This window comes from Sphingobacterium wenxiniae (assembly GCF_900116225.1).
Taxonomy (GTDB): Bacteria; Bacteroidota; Bacteroidia; order Sphingobacteriales; family Sphingobacteriaceae; genus Sphingobacterium; species Sphingobacterium wenxiniae.
Genome location: NZ_FOZZ01000002.1, coordinates 80,808 through 97,970 on the forward strand (window position 1 = coordinate 80,808; position 17,163 = coordinate 97,970).

Annotated in this window: 15 protein-coding genes; 6 read left to right on the forward strand and 9 right to left on the reverse strand. The window is 40.5% G+C overall.

Annotated features, from left to right (window positions below; translation table 11 throughout):
* Positions 1-334: 334 nt before the first annotated feature.
* The 9 genes from BM375_RS02730 to BM375_RS02770 form a co-directional block, all read right to left on the reverse strand.
* Positions 335-748, reverse strand: coding sequence for a hypothetical protein (locus BM375_RS02730; RefSeq protein WP_093363649.1), 414 nt, complete (start codon positions 746-748; stop codon positions 335-337).
* Positions 749-921: 173 nt separating this feature from the next.
* Positions 922-2,421: a SulP family inorganic anion transporter gene (locus BM375_RS02735; protein ID WP_093363650.1), complete on the reverse strand. Its 1,500-nt coding sequence runs from the start codon at positions 2,419-2,421 to the stop codon at positions 922-924.
* Positions 2,422-2,536: 115 nt separating this feature from the next.
* The gene (locus BM375_RS02740; protein ID WP_093363651.1) at positions 2,537-3,856 is read right to left on the reverse strand and encodes an ABC transporter permease; all 1,320 of its coding nucleotides are present in this window, start codon (positions 3,854-3,856) and stop codon (positions 2,537-2,539) included.
* The gene (locus tag BM375_RS02745) at positions 3,849-4,787 is read right to left on the reverse strand and encodes an ABC transporter ATP-binding protein (RefSeq protein WP_093363652.1); all 939 of its coding nucleotides are present in this window, start codon (positions 4,785-4,787) and stop codon (positions 3,849-3,851) included. The genes BM375_RS02740 and BM375_RS02745 overlap by 8 nt, the downstream gene beginning before the upstream one ends.
* A gap of 62 nt (positions 4,788-4,849) precedes the next feature.
* Positions 4,850-5,755 (reverse strand): serine hydrolase, encoded by a 906-nt coding sequence (locus BM375_RS02750; protein ID WP_093363653.1) that lies wholly within the window; start codon positions 5,753-5,755, stop codon positions 4,850-4,852.
* Positions 5,748-7,235, reverse strand: coding sequence for an amino acid permease (locus BM375_RS02755; RefSeq protein ID WP_093363654.1), 1,488 nt, complete (start codon positions 7,233-7,235; stop codon positions 5,748-5,750). The genes BM375_RS02750 and BM375_RS02755 overlap by 8 nt, the downstream gene beginning before the upstream one ends.
* Positions 7,236-7,256: 21 nt before the next feature.
* Positions 7,257-7,955 carry a hypothetical protein gene (locus tag BM375_RS02760; protein ID WP_093363655.1) on the reverse strand — a complete coding sequence of 233 codons (699 nt, stop codon included), beginning with the start codon at positions 7,953-7,955 and terminating at the stop codon, positions 7,257-7,259.
* A 27-nt stretch (positions 7,956-7,982) separates the two neighbouring features.
* Positions 7,983-9,932 carry a M1 family metallopeptidase gene (locus tag BM375_RS02765; protein WP_093363656.1) on the reverse strand — a complete coding sequence of 650 codons (1,950 nt, stop codon included), beginning with the start codon at positions 9,930-9,932 and terminating at the stop codon, positions 7,983-7,985.
* Positions 9,933-9,984: 52 nt separating this feature from the next.
* Positions 9,985-10,332, reverse strand: coding sequence for an ArsC family reductase (locus BM375_RS02770; RefSeq protein ID WP_093363657.1), 348 nt, complete (start codon positions 10,330-10,332; stop codon positions 9,985-9,987).
* Positions 10,333-10,552: 220 nt separating this feature from the next.
* Between BM375_RS02770 and fbaA the strand changes: the two genes are divergently transcribed.
* The 6 genes from fbaA (at position 10,553) to BM375_RS02800 (ending at position 17,134) form a co-directional block, all read left to right on the forward strand.
* A complete protein-coding gene (gene fbaA, locus BM375_RS02775; RefSeq protein WP_093363658.1) occupies positions 10,553-11,632 on the forward strand; it encodes a class II fructose-bisphosphate aldolase in 1,080 nt (359 codons plus the stop codon).
* A gap of 129 nt (positions 11,633-11,761) precedes the next feature.
* A complete protein-coding gene (locus tag BM375_RS02780) occupies positions 11,762-12,640 on the forward strand; it encodes a tyrosine-type recombinase/integrase (RefSeq protein WP_093363659.1) in 879 nt (292 codons plus the stop codon).
* A 15-nt stretch (positions 12,641-12,655) separates the two neighbouring features.
* The gene (gene hpf / locus BM375_RS02785; RefSeq protein WP_093363660.1) at positions 12,656-13,000 is read left to right on the forward strand and encodes a ribosome hibernation-promoting factor, HPF/YfiA family; all 345 of its coding nucleotides are present in this window, start codon (positions 12,656-12,658) and stop codon (positions 12,998-13,000) included.
* A gap of 104 nt (positions 13,001-13,104) precedes the next feature.
* A complete protein-coding gene (locus tag BM375_RS02790) occupies positions 13,105-13,467 on the forward strand; it encodes a DUF6686 family protein (RefSeq protein ID WP_093363661.1) in 363 nt (120 codons plus the stop codon).
* 163 nt (positions 13,468-13,630) lie between these two features.
* Positions 13,631-14,158, forward strand: a complete 528-nt coding sequence (locus BM375_RS02795) for a ferritin (protein ID WP_093363662.1) — start codon at positions 13,631-13,633, stop codon at positions 14,156-14,158.
* A 378-nt stretch (positions 14,159-14,536) separates the two neighbouring features.
* Complete coding sequence (locus BM375_RS02800; protein ID WP_093364040.1) at positions 14,537-17,134, forward strand: outer membrane beta-barrel protein; 2,598 nt, start codon at positions 14,537-14,539, stop codon at positions 17,132-17,134.
* Positions 17,135-17,163 lie beyond the last annotated feature (29 nt).

A 17,163-nucleotide genomic window follows, 5' to 3' on the forward strand; every position in this document is an offset into this window, starting at 1 on the left:
TGTCATTGCTGTCAGATATACGTTTATTAATGAATCGGTAAAGGACGGCAGAATAGCGTTTTACGATTTCTGCAAAAGCTAATCTATTATCCGCCTGAATACATTTTAATAACTCTATATCTTTAGGCAATCCATAATTCCTACTTTTATTAAGAGACGTGTACTTTAGTTGGTTGTGAATTTACAATTGTGATATTAAGGTAATGTTAAAAAATAGAATTTTAAAATAATATTCTTACTCAATCGATTGAGTAGTTTTTGTTTTCTAAAAAAAATCACCATGTAACAAACTTTGTAACATGGTGATATAATTGTGTTGAAAGAAAAATGGTTATTATCTCATATTGACAACCTCATCCACAACGTAGCGTGTGTTGCCTCGCCAAGGTAATACCCCATGATACTCTTTGTAGTGCAGGTCAAAATATTTGCCGCTATTGACCTCGAGGATTTTAAAGATGGAGTCGCTTTCTACGGAAAACTCAAATTCATTGTTAGAAACTCCAGTACCAACCTGATTGGTGCGTAATCCTTCCTGTATAAGTTTGCCTTCATAGGTTTTGAAGAGATTACCTTTTTTTACAGCGTAGTTCAGATAACCTGATTTTACGCCTTCACCGAAGACGAAGTAGTATCGGTAATATACATAACCGCCAAGGCCCAAAATCAGAATGACCAATAGCCAGCTTATAATACGGGCGAAGATGCCAGATTTTTTCTTTTCAGTGTCGGGAGAGGTGGTTTTCATTGTGTGACATATAGATTAAAGTGAATAATAAAGTTATGGAAGTGAACGAAGTTATGGAGGTGATGGAAGCAATATTCCTTATCACTATCTTCACTGCCATAGCCACTGTCACTTTATTTTAAAGTTAGCATGTTTTGTTATAAAATAAAACAAATTTTATTTCTGGATTATTGTTACTTGAACTTAAAGGTGATTGTTCCTTTTGTGTTTTCAATCAATCGCCTGCCGTCGTCGTTAACCTGTTGCAAATAGACCTGTTTGCCTAAAGCGTGATAACGATCTTGTATCTTTTTCAAGGCTTCGAGGGCGGACATATCGACGATTCTGCTTTCACTAAAGTCGATAATGACCTGTTGTGGATCGGTCGCAATGTCGAATTTTTGCATAAAAGTCGTAGCTGAACCGAAAAACAACGGCCCATAAATATGATAATACTTGATGCCGTCAGCGTCTACATGCTTTCTTGCACGGATCATCTTGGCATTATCCCAGGCAAATACGAGTGCAGATATGATAACCCCAACTAGCACAGCTAAAGCGAGATTATGAAGAATGACTGTAATCGCTGCCACAGTGATGCACACAAACATATCGGATTTTGGCATCTTGTTAAGCATGCCGAAAGTTCCCCATTTGAACGTACTGATGGCGACCATCATCATCACACCGACCAAAGCAGCCATCGGAATTTGTTCGATAATGCTGCTGCCGAATAAGATGATACATAATATGGTCAATGCTCCGATGATTCCGCCAAGGCGTGCCCTTGAACCGGCGTTGAGATTCACGAAGGTCTGGGCAATCATAGCACAACCGCCCATTCCTGAAAAGAAGCCATTAGCAATATTTGCTGTACCCTGCGCTATGCATTCCCGATTGGAGTTGCCGCGTGTATCCGTCAGCTCATCGACGATAGTCAACGTAAGTAAACTCTCGATAAGCCCAACACTGGCCATCATTAGAGCGTATGGAAAAATAATAGCTAACGTTTCCAGATTGAAAGGGATTGCCGGGATATGAAAAGGAGGGAAGGAGCCTTTGATATGTGCGATGTCTTTTACAGTTTTGGTGTCAATTTGGAAAATCAAAACGACAGCAAAGATAACGACAATCGCAATGAGGGAAGCCGGAATTGCTTTGGTCAGCTTGGGGACAAATTGGATAATGACAATGGTTAATAAGACCAAACCTAGCATATACCAAAGTTGAGTACCTTCTAACCAAGCGGATTGTTCTTGGTCAACAGCTTTAAACTGTTCTATCTGCGCCATGAAAATGATGATAGCTAAACCATTCAAGAATCCATACATAACAGGTTCGGGAATAAGTCTAACGAATTTCCCTAATTTGAATATACCGACCAATATCTGTATTAAGCCTGCCAGGGCAACGGCGGCGAAGAGATATTCCACTCCATGGCTGCTGATGAGTGCCATCATAACCACAATGGTTGCCCCTGCACCACCTGAGACCATTCCGGGACGTCCGCCGAGAATAGCGGTGATTAACCCCATAAGGAAAGCCGCATAAAGTCCGGTAAGAGGAGATAAACCCGCAAAAATAGCAAAGGATAGGGATTCAGGAATCATGGTCATAGCTACGGTTAAACCAGCTAAGACCTCGTTTTTGTAGTTGACCTTTTGCTTAAAGTCAAATAAAGCAAAATTGCGCATAAAATAAACCAGTATTCTATGCGCAAAAGTGCAAATTATATTTTAACGACAAAAAACCGTTTTTGAAAAAAGCATCATTGCGAGAGTTTTCTCTTTTCTTGTTGTAATATTTAATTTAAGCGCTGCGTCTAAACCATTTGATTAGTTCTTTGAAACTTGCTTTTTTACCATACATGAGGATTCCTACACGATAGATACGTGCTGCTACCCATGTTGTAAATATGAAACCTCCTATAAGTAGGAGTGCTGAGACGATAATCTGCCAGAGGGGTACACCGAAAGGTATACGAACCAGCATAGCAATTGGAGAGGTTAATGGTATAAAGCTCAACCAAGTGGCAATAGGACCGTGAGGATCGTTAACCAGCACACCGAAGGAAAGCACATAAGGTATGAGCAGAGGCATGGTAATTGGCATAGTGAATTGTCCGGCTTCGGTTTCATTATCGACTGCAGAACCTACAGCCGCAAATAAGGCGCTGTACAATAGGTATCCCCCCAAGAAGAATATAAAAAAGCATATCAATAGCTCGGGGAAGTTAACTGATTCTAAGGCTGCACTAATATCAAAGCCCGATTTGCTGGCCTCTATCTGGGCATTCGCCATATCTGGCATAGACTGTTCCATAGCTTGCTGAGCGGTATCTTTGTTGCCTAATAAAGCAGAGGTCGCAATGGTAATCAAACCAAAGGAAAGTAATATCCAAAGAGCAAACTGCGTGATACCAACCATACCTATACCAATGATTTTACCCATCATCAGCTGGAATGGTTTGACAGAAGAAATAATAACCTCAACAATACGGCTTGTTTTTTCTTCAATGATTCCGCGCATCACCTGCGTTCCGAAAAGGACTAACGATAGGTAGATAAGGAAAGATAGTGCCATCGCAATACCCATCGCTACCTCGGTGTGGCTTTCTTTGGCATCTCCTGTTTCGGTGACTTCTTTTGCTGCGATTTGAATTTTGTCGTCGATGTTACGAATGCTATCAACATTAAATCCCATTTTACGGTACTGTTCGTTACGGATAATATCCCGCAGTTGTGTTCTTACTTCTCCCAGTGTGGCCATATTGGGTTTGCCTGAGGAAAGGAGCTCAATTCTGCGAGAGGTATAAAAATCAGCAGGAATAATTAGGAGATTGTTGTTTTTTTCCTTTTGTTTCAGTTCTTCGATCTGTTGCTGTAAATCCTCTTTTGAAAAGGAATATGTGATGTTTTTGTTGCTCTTCAGCTGTTCACTGATACTCCCTTCTTGATCTACAACGTGAATGATAGCGTGATTGTCCTCAAAGCTTTTCATCGTTAGGTAGAATACTGCGAAATACATACCAATGAAAAACAGCGGTACAAGAAAGGTAGCAAGCAAGAAAGATTTCTTCTTGACGCGGCTAAAGTATTCGCGGTTTATGATGAGTAATATCTTATTCATGATTTGCGGTGTTGGAAGTAGAAGATTGCGTGACTTGGTTAATAAAAATATCGTGCATGGATGGAATTATCTCTTTGATTTGATGGATCTCGACCTGAGGAATAAGATAGAGCAAGATCTCGTTCAATGATTTAGAAGCATCAATACGGATGGTGATTTCGGTTTGTTCTTCTGTTGTATTTTCGGATACGATTTCAAACAAGTCTGTATGGGTTAAGGTCAAGCCATTGCTTACTTTCGGTTCGTATTCGATTGTAAAGGTCTGATTACGGTAAGAGCGCTTGATGTCTTTTACAGCTCCGTCCAGAATTTTATGTGATTTGTTGATGAGCGCAATGTTGTCACACAACTCTTCGACAGACTCCATGCGATGCGTAGAATAGATGATGGTTGCTCCTTTCTTGTTGAGTTCCAAAATTTCCTCCTGGATAATCTGCGCATTGACCGGGTCAAAACCGGAGAAGGGTTCGTCAAGGATAATCAAATCTGGCTCATGGACAACTGTTGCAACAAATTGTACCTTTTGCTGCATTCCTTTACTGAGGTCTTCGACTTTCTTATCGTACCAAGTATCCATGTTGAGTTTTTCAAACCAATATTTGATACGGCGTATGGCCTCTTGTTTTTCCAGACCTTTCAACTGGGCGAGGTAAATCATTTGTTCGCCAATCTTCATTTTCTTGTACAGTCCGCGTTCTTCAGGCAGATAGCCGATGCGTTCGATATGTTTGGGGTTGAGAAGTTCGCCGTCAAAATAAATTTCGCCGCTATCGGGAGCGGTAATCTGGTTGATGATACGAATGAGGGAAGTTTTTCCTGCTCCGTTAGGCCCCAATAAGCCAAAAATACTTCCTTTAGGCACATGAAGGGAAACATCGTCCAATGCACGATGATTGCTGTATTGTTTTACAATATTCCGAATATCTAACATATAAGTTGGTTTTGGTCTTAAATATAATAAAAAAGTGGATGATTAAATCATCCACTTTTTTATTATAGTACTGGTTCGTAAGCTTTAAACCGTTGTTTGGGCTCAAAATAATCCCAAAGCAGATGGGATATTTTACGTGTTAATTCCTCTGCTTCATTAGTATCTGTCCAACTCTGGTCTTTGTTGTTTTTTGTCAGTACTGAAAACATATAATCTCCGGAAGGAGCGTGGACAACGACAACCTCGCCACGGGCATCATCTACTGATCCGGTTTTGGATGCAGTAGCGATGTGTGCAGGAATCTGGGAAAGCGAACGTCCGTTGTAGAACTGGTTCTTCAAATAGCGGTACATCTTATCAGAAAGGCGTGGGTTCAATGCTTTTCCTTCGCGTATCAATCGCATCAGTTCTACGATTTCACGAGGGGTGGTCTGTCCCCAGCCATACTTTTTCCATATTTCTTCACGTCCTTCGGTGCGTGAATTTACTTTAGTATTTGGAAGCCCTAATTCGTCCATCAGCTGATTGATCGTAGCGCCACCTCCAGAAAGTTCCTGACACCAGATGGAAGTGACATTATCGCTATAAGTCAACATAAGCGAGACCATGGTGGATAAATCCGTCTGCGCACTGTCTTTGTAAAACTGCATCAGTCCAGAGCCTCCATATGCACGTTTTGCATCATAGCGATATGAATCGGAGAGTTTCAACTCGCCTTGATTTATTTTATTGAATACACCGACCAGAATTGGCACTTTCACGATGCTAGCTGTAGGATAAATCGTGTCTGCATTTATCGCTACAGATGTGTTTTTCTTGCTGTGGTATACATAAATACCTATGTCGCCTTGGAAATCCTTCACTTGTTCAAGCAGAAGGTTTTCCAATTTGCGATCGGTTTTCTGGGCAAAAACGGTCATTGTGTATATAGCAACCGTAATAAACAATATGATTCTTTTATTAAACATTTTGTTCTCCTTTATTCTGTGCCTGCTGGCGTATTTTACTGTGTTTTTTGCTGTAGAAAATATAGATTACTAGACCAAGAAGTAACCATATGCCCAAGCGTTCCCAGCTTTCTATAGGTAATGACGCCATCAATACTACACAGACTATTACTCCTAAAATAGGAATAACAGGAACAAAAGGTGTTTTGAAAGGTCTTTCGATATCCGGACTGCTTTTGCGCAACACAAGCACACCAATACACACCAACGCAAAAGCGAAAAGCGTACCTATACTGACCATGTGTCCTAAGTCGGAAACTGGAACAAACCCAGCAAATATGGAAACAAAGACCATGAAAATAAGGTTGGTCTTCCAAGGAGTTTGATTTTTAGAAAGGTCCGAAAATATTTTAGGCAGTAAACCATCTTTACTCATGGAATAGAATACACGACTTTGTCCAAGTAGCATAACCAAGATTACCGACGTATAGCCAGCAATAATGGTGATGATAAGTGCCGTGTTCAGGAAAGTATATCCAGTCTTTGCGAAAGCTGTAGCAACAGGTTTGGCGTCACCGGCAAAAACTTTATAATTTTCCAATCCTGTCATGACATAGGCAAACAATACATAAAGGATCGTACAGATGACCAAAGAACCGATTATACCTATTGGCATCCCTTTTTGGGGATTTTTTGCTTCCTGAGCAGCAGTACTTACGGCATCAAATCCTATAAATGCAAAGAACAATACTCCTGCAGCCCGTAAGATGCCGCTGATACCAAACTCACCAAAGTGTTCACTTTTTAAGAAAGCCCAAAGTCCCATTTCGCCGCTTTTTACCATTTCTTCACCTGTATTAGCAGGAATGAATGGGTCGTGATTTGCTGAGTCAATAAAACTCCAACCCAAAGCGATGAAAATCAATACAACACTGACTTTTAAGATAACAAGAATGTTGTTTACGGTTGATGATTCCTTGGTTCCGCGCATAAGTAGGAGCGAAAGCAAGCAAACTATAATGATGGCCGGAACGTTGACAATACCGCCTTCCCAAGGTCCTTTTAAGAAGTTGTCTGGAATGGACATACCAAAGGTCATCAGTAGTTGGTTGAAATATTGCGACCAGCTGACAGCAACCGTGGCACTGGCAAGGGCATATTCCAGAACCAGATCCCAGCCAATAATCCAGGCCATGAATTCGCCCATGGTTGCATAGGAATAGGTGTATGCACTTCCTGCAACTGGGATCATGGATGCAAATTCTGCATAACATAATCCGGCAAAAGAACAGGCCAAAGCGGCTACGATAAATGAAATGATAACGGCGGGTCCTGCATTTTCAGCTGCGGCGATACCAGTTAAGGAGAAAAGCCCGGCACCGATGATAGCCCCCACGCCTAGGGAGATTAGCCCTGTGCTGGTTAATGTTCGTTTAAGGGTATGTTCACCACTTTCTCTGGCTTCCTGAATAATCTGAGGAATAGATTTTTTATAAAGCATGGTATTTATAGGGTTAGTTGTTTATTTGTTGTTCGATTTGAATTTACTGTATGATTCTAAAATATAGGCACGGATATCCTCCGGAGAGGCTGTTTCCATGAACTCCTGCGTAGGGCGGAATTGCTCTCGGAATAGTGCTAGTTCAGCATCATCAAGTGGTACAATGCCAATTATTAATTGCTTGCTGAATAGACGGTCTACTCTTCTGTCGTTTTGTTCTCGGAGAAGCAGATCGAGATTCTGACGTGCTAATTTTCCCTGTTTGCCAAACAGACGGGAAGGGGATAAGCGCAGGCCACCTCGGTGTTGGCTAGCTTCAGAGACCTGTCCTTGTTGTTTGGCCTTTGCAATTTCATAGACCAAGCGGCTATCCGTTAAACGACTGACTACGATTTCATCTATGACAATGGCTTTCTCATCGCGGACAAGGTAAATGCGTTGGATACCTTCTTGGTAAATAAAGGCGGTATCCACCTCATAACCAGATTGTGTGAGGGTAAGATAGTCGTTTATCTGTCCCTCAATATGGAATTGTCCTTCTCTATCTGTGAGTGTTTCCTCCGCTGTCCGTAGATTCTTTACTTTAACACCAGGGATACGTTGGCTGCTTTCCAGCTCATGAACGATACCTTTAATGGTATGTGTCTGGGCTGTAGCGATAGCTACGCTGAAGAGCAATGCTAACAGGAGAATATGACGGATATATTTATATGTGTTCATGTGTGTTTTGTTTGTTGTATGGTTCTTCTATTTTTTTTGCCATACATTATTATCCGGATTGATATCTGGATAAACCTGATCGGGATCGATTACTACTTTTGTTAATGGTTCCGTCGTGTCTAGTTTGAATGTCCAGGTTTGATTACGTTGCCAGACTTCAACAGGCAGTTTCTTACGTACTTTTTTACCGGATTCTGTTGTTGCTTCGATGACCACTGGCATCGGAAGCTTTTGCAGGTTTTCAATAGTGATGCGCGCACCGTTCTTGGCGTCAAAATTTTCATAGTCCACATTGCTTATAGCCTGATCCAATTTCCAGTTATTCTGGAACCAGCCTCGCCAGAACCAGCTTAAGTTTTCGCCGGTTTCATTTTCCATAGTGCGAAAAAAATCGTCTGGGGTTGGGTGTTTGTAAGCCCAGGCAGCTATATAATTCCGAAAAGCTTTGTCAAAACGCTCCGCTCCGATGATTTCATCGCGCAATAACCGCAGACCAAATCCAGGTTTATAATAAACGAGGATACCGATGTTGCGCTCTTTCATGTTTTGAGGCGAAGACATAACAGGTTCCAAGTTATCGTTGAAAAGGGCAGGAGTGATGCTATTTCTATTTCCCATACGTCTGTGATATTCGCCTTTGTTAAAAGCTTCTGTTGATAGTTGGTTGATAAAGGTATTGAAGCCCTCGTCCATCCAACCATGCAGACGCTCATTGCTGCCGACAATCATCGGGAACCAGTTGTGTCCGAATTCGTGGTCAGTAACACCCCACAAGCTTCCTCCGCGGGCCTTATGACCACAGAAAGACAAGGCAGGATATTCCATGCCGCCAACATTGGACGCTACGTTTACAGCAACCGGATAGGGGTATTCAAACCACTTGTTGCTATAATATTCAATGGATGCTTTGGTATATTCTGTCGAACGTTCCCAAGCATTGTTTCCATTGCTTTCCACCGGATAAGCCGAAAGTGCCAAAGCCGTTTTTCCGCTTGGGTTATTGATTTTAGCGCCGTCGATGATGAATGCTGTCGATGATGCCCATGCAAAATCGTGTGCCTGTTGGAGCTTATATTTCCATGTTAGCGTAGATTTATTCGGACGAGAAGCTGGATTTGCCACCTCTTCGGCAGAACGAATGATAACTGTTTTATCGCTTTTGTGTGCCTGCTGATAGCGTTTTAGCTGTTCTGGTGTCCAGACTTCCTCCGGATTGAGCAATTCGCCGCCCGCAACTACAATATGGTTGGCTGGTGCGGTAACCTCTATTGTGTAATCACCAAATTCAAGGTAGAATTCACCTGGGCCTGTATAAGGTTCTGTATTCCAGCCTATGATGTCATCGTATACACAGACGCGTGGATACCATTGCGCAATCGCATATATTTTACCATTTTGTGTAGGAAGTATTCCTGTACGGTCTGCACCGTATTCCGGAACGGTATAAGAAAAGTCTAAATCAAAAGAAATTTGGCCTCCTTGTGGCTTTAGGGACGCTGGTAATTCCAGCCGCATGCGTGTGTCGATGATAGCGTATTTTGCAGGAGTGCCATCTGCGAAACGGATATTGTCTAATGTGAACCCACCGTTGAATGTACTGGAAGCTGAACCATAACGGCTATCTTCTAAAGGTACAACTGCCTGTCCGCGCGAATCTTGATGGAATAAATTTTGGTCGAGCTGTAACCATATAAAACTCAGCTCGTCAGGACTATTATTGGTATAGGTGATGGTTACTTTGCCCGCGACTCCATCCGTTTTGTCGTCTAAGGATACCTTGATAGCGTAATCGGCACTGTTTTGCCAGTAGGCGTGTCCCGGCTTACCATTTGCAGAGCGGTAAGGCGTACCGTTTTGTGTGTAGAAAATAGGGTTGAAAGCCTCCGTATAATCGTAAATGCTGCTGTTTTGCGCTTGAGTAGCCGTACTCCATAAGAGGAGCCCCATGCAGCTTAATCCCAATAGTTTCTTAATCATTGTTTATAAAATTATGAAAGTGAGCGAGGTTACGTGAAGTAATATCATCACTTTATTTTAGTTTGTCTTGGTATTCTTTTTCGTCAAAACCTAAAATAATGCCTTTGGTGGATTCGATTAAAGGTCTTTTTATCATACTGTTATTTTGTAATAGCACTTGGTTTGCCGTGTGTGCATCAACAACTTGGGCTTGTTCTTCAGCTGATAACTTTCGCCATGTCGTTCCTTTTTTATTGACTAGGGCTTCCCACTGTACTTCTTTTTCCCACTGTTTGAGCTTTTCTTCTGTAGCAGGTTCTTTTTTATAGTCATGGAATTCGTAGCTTATTCCGTTTCCTTCTAACCAAGTTAATGCCTTTTTGACTGTGTTACAGTTTTTAATTCCGTAGATATGTAGCATGCTAAAGTTTATTTGTCCCAATACGTATAACCAAAGATATTAATATATTTAAAAAAGGAAGAACGGTATGTGTAATTTTCTATCCGGTTGATGCGATTCAAAGGAGAATCCATAATAAGGGTAAGTGTATTTTTTACACTATGGATTGCGGAAATAAAAAATTATATCTACCTTTAGTCATTCGTATCAAATAGAATAATTAAAAAATAAATAATAAAATATGAGCCTAAAAGATTTTAAAGGTGTTTTGACAGGTGATCAAGTTCAAGAATTATTTGAAATAGCTAAACAGCATAAGTTTGCTTTGCCTGCGGTAAACATAATCGGTACTAATTCGATTAATGCAGTGATGGAAACAGCAAAAGCTGTGAACTCTCCTGTAATCATTCAATTATCCAACGGAGGAGCCCAATTTTACGCGGGGAAAACATTGAATAATGATAATCTAAAAGCTTGTGTTCTGGGAGCAGTCTCTGCAGCACATCACGTTCATTTATTAGCTGAGCATTATGGTGTAGCGGTTATCTTGCACACGGATCATGCTGCTAAAAAATTGTTGCCTTGGATTGATGGTTTGTTGGATGCCGGTGAAAAATTCTTTGCTCAGCACGGTAAACCTTTGTTCTCATCCCATATGTTGGATTTATCAGAGGAGCCTATTGAAGAAAATATTGAAATTTCTGCGAAATACTTGGCACGTATGAAACCGCTTGGCATGACAGTAGAAATTGAGTTAGGGGTAACAGGTGGAGAAGAAGATGGCGTGGATAACTCGGATGTGGATAGTTCTAAATTATATACACAGCCGGAAGAAGTGGCTTATGCTTACGAAGAGTTGTCTAAAGTATCAGATAAATTCACAGTAGCGGCAGCTTTTGGAAATGTACATGGGGTTTACAAACCCGGCAACGTGAAATTGCAACCGGTTATCTTGCATAACTCACAAGAATATATCCGCGAGAAATACAGCTTAGCAGCAGAAAAACCAGTTAACTTTGTTTTTCATGGTGGTTCTGGTTCTTCACCAGAGGAAATTGCGGAAGCGATTTCATACGGAGCTGTTAAGATGAATATCGATACAGATATGCAATGGGCATTCTGGGATGGTGTTCGTGCTTACGAAGCGAAAAACCACGATTACCTACAAGGACAGATCGGTAGCCCCGAGGGAGCGGATTCACCAAATAAAAAATACTACGATCCACGCGTATGGTTACGCAAAGGAGAGGAGGCATTTGTTACACGTCTGACACAAGCTTTCGAAGAATTGAATGCTGTAGATATCAATAGCAAGTTGTAAGCAAGAGCCTATAATAAATAAGGAAAGCCTGAGCCGTAGAAATATGGTTCAGGCTTTTTTGTTTTTTTTGTGAAATAAATTTGTTTGTATCCTTCTTTTTGTTATTTTTATGGGAGAAGGTTGGCGGTTATGTATAAGCAAAGATTTTTAAATTTTCTGCAGTTTGAGAAGCGCTATTCAGAGCATACACTGACAGCATATACGTTGGAAATAGATGTGTTCTTGACGTTCTTGGAACAGGAGAGTATTGCTTTTGAGGAAGTGGATTATCGGGTAGTGCGGCATTATCTGGCTACGTTGAAAGATTCCGGGAAACAGTCTTCCTCAATTAACCGTACAATTTCAGCCTTACGTTCTTTTTATAAATTTTTAGTGCGTGAAAACTTAAGCAAGAGTAATCCCATCAATATGGTGAAGGCGCTCAAGACACCGAAAAAATTACCTGTTGTTGTTGAGCAGGATAAATTGGTGGATTTGCTGGACAGGCAATCTAATCCGGAAAGTTTTGAGGAGGTACGCGATTTGTTGGTTTTAGAGCTGCTTTTTGGTACGGGTATACGTTTAGCTGAATTGTTGGCTATAAAGGAACGTGATGTGGATATGTACAATAAGAAGATCTTGATTTTCGGGAAACGCAGCAAAGAGCGTTATGTGCCTATACACGCAACATTAGTGGAAACGATCAAGAAATACCTGCATGCCAAATATGCAGCAGGGTATGAAAACAATTCACCGAACCTTTTGGTTACGAAAGAAGGCAAGCCGGCTTATCGAGAGTTGATATACCGTATCGTAAACCGAAACCTGTCGCAGATTACTTCGCAGGATAAGAAAAGCCCGCATGTGCTGCGGCATTCGTTCGCCACGACATTGTTGAATAATGGTGCTGACTTGAATGCTATAAAAGAGCTGTTGGGCCATGCAAATTTGGCCGCAACACAGGTGTACACACATAATTCTATTGAAAGATTGAAGTCAATTTATAAACAAGCCCATCCAAAGGCTTAAAAAAAAGGAGGAAAAATGAACATTACTGTGCAATCTATCAAATTCGATGCAGATCAAAAATTGGTTGATTTTATTAAGAAGAAAACCGGTAAACTGGAGCAATTCTTAGATAATATTATTGAAGGCGTCTGCTATTTGCGTGTGGAAAATGTCGAAGATGAGGCTAATAAGATAGTGGAGCTCAAGATAAATATTCCCGGAAGCCAGTTGTTTGCAAAAGCACAGGCCAAAAGTTTCGAGGAAGCGACCGATGTGGCTGTAGAATCGTTACGAAGGCAAATCAATAAACATAAAACCAAAACCCGTACAAACGTCAGCAACCATAAGGAATTGTTGAACACACCGGAAGACGAGTTTTAGTATATTAAAAATTTTTTTTAAAGCCAATCGAAAAGATTGGCTTTTTTATTTGGATTGAATACAGATAAGGTTTATATTTGCTCAGCAAAAATTGAGAGAGAACGATGATTTGCCCATTAGCACATGTAGAAGAGGTGTTTCAGACTAGCAACGGAGCGGTATACCAATGTAGCCGTAAGAACTGTTATTGGTTAGAATTCAACGATACGACAACTGCTTTTAAGGTGTCGGATTTTTTCTTGTTCAAAAAACGTATTGATGCTATTGATGTCGCATCCATGTTGGCCGATACATCGCGAAGTTCAGATTTTGCAATTATTATGCCTCACCGTACGGAACGATGCTTTATTCTCTCTGTGCAGGATATTCTCAACTTAAGAGAGATTTTAGCAGGTGCCAAGTTTATGATTGAGCTCAACAGCGAAGTGAAGAAGATGCTTCGAAAGGATGCTATTCTTGCTTTTTAATTATACTGATTCCAAACAACTTACGGTTTTGTGTATCTAATTTAGACTGAATTCGTATTGCAGTTTTTTTGCTTATTTTTTCTTGAGCTACTGTATCTTTGTAGCAAACAATGGGAGGAAAACATTGTTGTAATTGATAGGAACAAATAAGTAAAAAACAGATATGAAAGATTTATTGAAATTAAAATCATCTTTATCCGAAGAGATTGAAAATATATTGAATGCCCAAGTTAAAGTTGAAGGACATGCATCTGCATTGTATTTGGCTATGTCAGCGTGGTGTGACGATCAAGGCTTGGACAATGCAGCTACTTTCTTTGCAAAACAATCCAACGAAGAGCGTGAACACATGTTGAAACTTTTCAACTACATCAGTAGCCGTGGTGGTCGTCCGATCTCTCCGGAAATCTCCAATATCCCTGTTGATTTTGACTCCTTCCGTGGTGTTTTCGAACAAACTTTGGAACAAGAGATGTTCGTAACGGAGCAGTTTAACAACATTGCAGACAAATGTATGAAAACAAAAGACTATGTTACTTTTAATTTCGTGCAGTGGTTCTTAGCAGAGCAAGTAGAGGAGGAGTATGTTGCTCGTCGTATCCTTGAATTGTTCGATGTAATCGGTGAAGAGGGAACTGGTAGATGGGAAATCGATAAACACTTGGTGAAAGTGACTTTCGATGGTGAATAGTCTTTAAGAAGAAGAGATAATAGAAAAGCGGGTTGTTTAATTATTAAACAGCCCGTTTTTTATGCGTTTATTTGTTTTTAACAGACAAATCAAGTTTTGCGGGAGATATGACAAAGAAACAATAGATTATACAAAAAAAGCAGAATGTTCGTTATTAATATAACTTTCGTGAAACGTTAATTTTTTGTATATTGACCTCAAACGTAAGGAAAAGTTGTTTTTGTGCAAAAGCATCGGTGTCTGATATTCTTTTTTTCGCTAACGATATGCATTTTAGCATGTTGTCCCTTTTATGTAGGGGCTCAATCGCCATCTAAGCATATCGAAGGATATGTCGTCGATACGGCTGGTGTACATCTGAAAGGTGTTACCATCCGGATGACTAGTAAGACAGATACGTTGGTTGTCATTAGTTCTGAAAGAGGATTTTATAAATTTCCCCAGGTACAAGGAGAAGATATCCGGATCTCATATAGTTTAATCGGTCATCAACTTGTTTATAAGAACGTCCCACTTTTTGGGAATACTTCTTTTATCCTTATGCCCAATGTAGTCATGATTCCTCAGCCCTCGTTGATCGAACATGTCAATATTGTAAAAACTATACCTGTTGTCTATCTCAACGATACTATTCAATATAATATGGATGCCTTTTCCTTTAGGAAAAATGCTTTACTGGAAGAGGCTTTAAAACAACTTCCTGGAATTCAGGTGTCGCGGGATGGGTCGGTCTACGCACATGGGAGGTTGATTTCTTCGGTGCAGGTAGATGGGAAAAAGTTTTTTGGAGGTGACGTTTTGACTGCTACCCGTAATCTTCCTGCAGATTTTATCCAGAAAGTTCAAGTGATTGATTTTTATGGGGACATGGGAGAAGAGCGGGGCATAAAAAATGAGGAACCCGAAAAAATACTGAATTTTGTATTGCGAGAAGATCGCAAACGTATATCTTTTGGACAGGCTACGGCGGGTATTGGTACCAGTGAACGTTTTATCGGTAGCATTGGGGCGAATCGTTTCAACGACGGACAGGAATTTTCAATTGTAGGTTCTATAAATAACACGAATACGAGTCTGTTTTCGTTTGGGTCGCCGAGTGGTGCGGGGGAGCGGGAACGCTCTCTTTTTGATGCGGTTGATTTCGTGGATCCTACAGATGGATTGAACAATATCAAATCTCTTGGATTTAATTTTTCTGACAACTTAGCCGAGCGCACATCTTTTAATGCAAGTTATAGCTTCACGCGCAAGGAGAATGTGACCAAAGGGATTTCGAGGCTTCAATCTAATTATATCGGGAACTCAATTTCTAACGAGGAAACCTACGAAACACAAACGCAGGATAATTTCCATAGGTTGACAGCAGAGTTTAAACATCGCTTTAAAAATAATGATATGTTGGAAGTCAAACCTGTCTTTTCTTATAATCGGGTGGGCGTTGATAATATCAGAGAGAGGTTGGTTGAAAATATTCGTATAACGAATGATGGATATTATAGGGATTCTTCTTATAACTCCAGTCCCAATATGGATTTGGATGTACTTTACGCCAAGTCTTTTCGAAAGCCTGGACGAAAACTGTTGGGACATGTAGCATTGAATTTCAATAACCATGATAAGGAAGAAGATGTCCGGGATACTTATCGCACGATAGATGAAAGAAAGACTGACCCTGTTATATCCCGGTTCGAACAAGAGTTATTTATTCGTCAAAAGAACGGTACGAATGGAGTGAAAGCAAATTTTTCTTACGTAGAGCCTTTTTTGGAGCATAGCTTGTTGGAAGTAACATACAACTATGAGTTGACGGATATGAGTGCCATGCGCTTGGTGGAAGATAGGTTGCAATCTAGAGGAACAGGTTTTCCTCACTTTGTGGACTCTTTGAACGTAAATTATAATTATCGTTTTCATAGCAGCAGAGCTGGTCTGAACTATCAATACAACCCAGATAAAACGTTCCGTGCTAATATTGGTTTTGCGGTTCAACCGCTTACACTTTCGGGTTATTTGCCACGGGAAGACATGCATTATGAGTATTCAAATGTGAATTTGGTTCCGACAGCCGGTTTTAAATGGCGCTTTAGTGAGGAAATGGATTGGAGCGTGGATTATGTGGGGAAAAATAACCAACCGAACTTTATGCATATTATTCCCGTGAGGGATAACTCAAATTCCCAGAATATTGTTGTGGGAAACCCGGAATTAAAAGCCGAATTTTCCAATAGGATTGCTACGACTCTGCGTAAGTTCGTGAGTAGTAGAGGACAATATTTTGAAACCAATTTTGCCTATAATTTTGTGTTGAACAAAATTGTGTCTGATAAAAAGGCAACGGGAAGATCCACAATACAGGAAACGACATTTAAAAATACGAGTGGGTATTACGACTTAAAATGGTATTTTCTATTCAATACGCCTGTATTTAATGAAAGCCTACAATTGGATATTGTTGGCAATACTGATTATTACAATAATCTTTCTTATGTGGAAGATAAGCAAAACACGACCCGACAGTTTATCTACTCGCAGTCATTGCAGTTACGATATAGCTGGAGTGATTATTTTGAATCGGCGTTTAATACTAATTATATGCTGAACCACGCCCGCTATACATGGCCTAGTGTCAATAAAATTACAGCACATAGTCTATTGCTGAGTGCGGGAACGAAAGGTTATCTGGGGGACTACGTGACGATTGGGGGTGAAATGTCGCAGCGTGTTAACGCAGGCTATGAGAGCGACTTTATGAACAATAGCCCGACAATTATCAATGCCTATATGGAGTTTTCTTTCAATAAAAATAGGCTGTTGATGCTGCGTTTGCAAGGGTTTGACTTGTTGGATAAAAATAAGGATATGGGAACGTATAGCGAATATATCGGCAATGATATGTATGAAGCCCGTAACAACCGACTGGGGAGATATTTTATGGTAACATTGAATATGCGCTTACAGAAATACCCAAAGAAGTGATAAGTAATCAGTGATAAAGGACAAGTAAT

What these genes read in the sequence shown, in the direction of transcription:
- BM375_RS02730 (WP_093363649.1), bottom strand. Translation starts at nt 748, where the DNA reads ATGAAAACCACCTCTCCCGACACTGAAAAGAAAAAATCTGGCATCTTC.
- BM375_RS02735 (WP_093363650.1), bottom strand. Translation starts at nt 2,421, where the DNA reads ATGCGCAATTTTGCTTTATTTGACTTTAAGCAAAAGGTCAACTACAAA.
- BM375_RS02740 (WP_093363651.1), bottom strand. Translation starts at nt 3,856, where the DNA reads ATGAATAAGATATTACTCATCATAAACCGCGAATACTTTAGCCGCGTC.
- BM375_RS02745 (WP_093363652.1), bottom strand. Translation starts at nt 4,787, where the DNA reads ATGTTAGATATTCGGAATATTGTAAAACAATACAGCAATCATCGTGCA.
- BM375_RS02750 (WP_093363653.1), bottom strand. Translation starts at nt 5,755, where the DNA reads ATGTTTAATAAAAGAATCATATTGTTTATTACGGTTGCTATATACACA.
- BM375_RS02755 (WP_093363654.1), bottom strand. Translation starts at nt 7,235, where the DNA reads ATGCTTTATAAAAAATCTATTCCTCAGATTATTCAGGAAGCCAGAGAA.
- BM375_RS02760 (WP_093363655.1), bottom strand. Translation starts at nt 7,955, where the DNA reads ATGAACACATATAAATATATCCGTCATATTCTCCTGTTAGCATTGCTC.
- BM375_RS02765 (WP_093363656.1), bottom strand. Translation starts at nt 9,932, where the DNA reads ATGATTAAGAAACTATTGGGATTAAGCTGCATGGGGCTCCTCTTATGG.
- BM375_RS02770 (WP_093363657.1), bottom strand. Translation starts at nt 10,332, where the DNA reads ATGCTACATATCTACGGAATTAAAAACTGTAACACAGTCAAAAAGGCA.
- fbaA (WP_093363658.1), top strand. Translation starts at nt 10,553, where the DNA reads ATGAGCCTAAAAGATTTTAAAGGTGTTTTGACAGGTGATCAAGTTCAA.
- BM375_RS02780 (WP_093363659.1), top strand. Translation starts at nt 11,762, where the DNA reads ATGTATAAGCAAAGATTTTTAAATTTTCTGCAGTTTGAGAAGCGCTAT.
- hpf (WP_093363660.1), top strand. Translation starts at nt 12,656, where the DNA reads ATGAACATTACTGTGCAATCTATCAAATTCGATGCAGATCAAAAATTG.
- BM375_RS02790 (WP_093363661.1), top strand. Translation starts at nt 13,105, where the DNA reads ATGATTTGCCCATTAGCACATGTAGAAGAGGTGTTTCAGACTAGCAAC.
- BM375_RS02795 (WP_093363662.1), top strand. Translation starts at nt 13,631, where the DNA reads ATGAAAGATTTATTGAAATTAAAATCATCTTTATCCGAAGAGATTGAA.
- BM375_RS02800 (WP_093364040.1), top strand. Translation starts at nt 14,537, where the DNA reads ATGACTAGTAAGACAGATACGTTGGTTGTCATTAGTTCTGAAAGAGGA.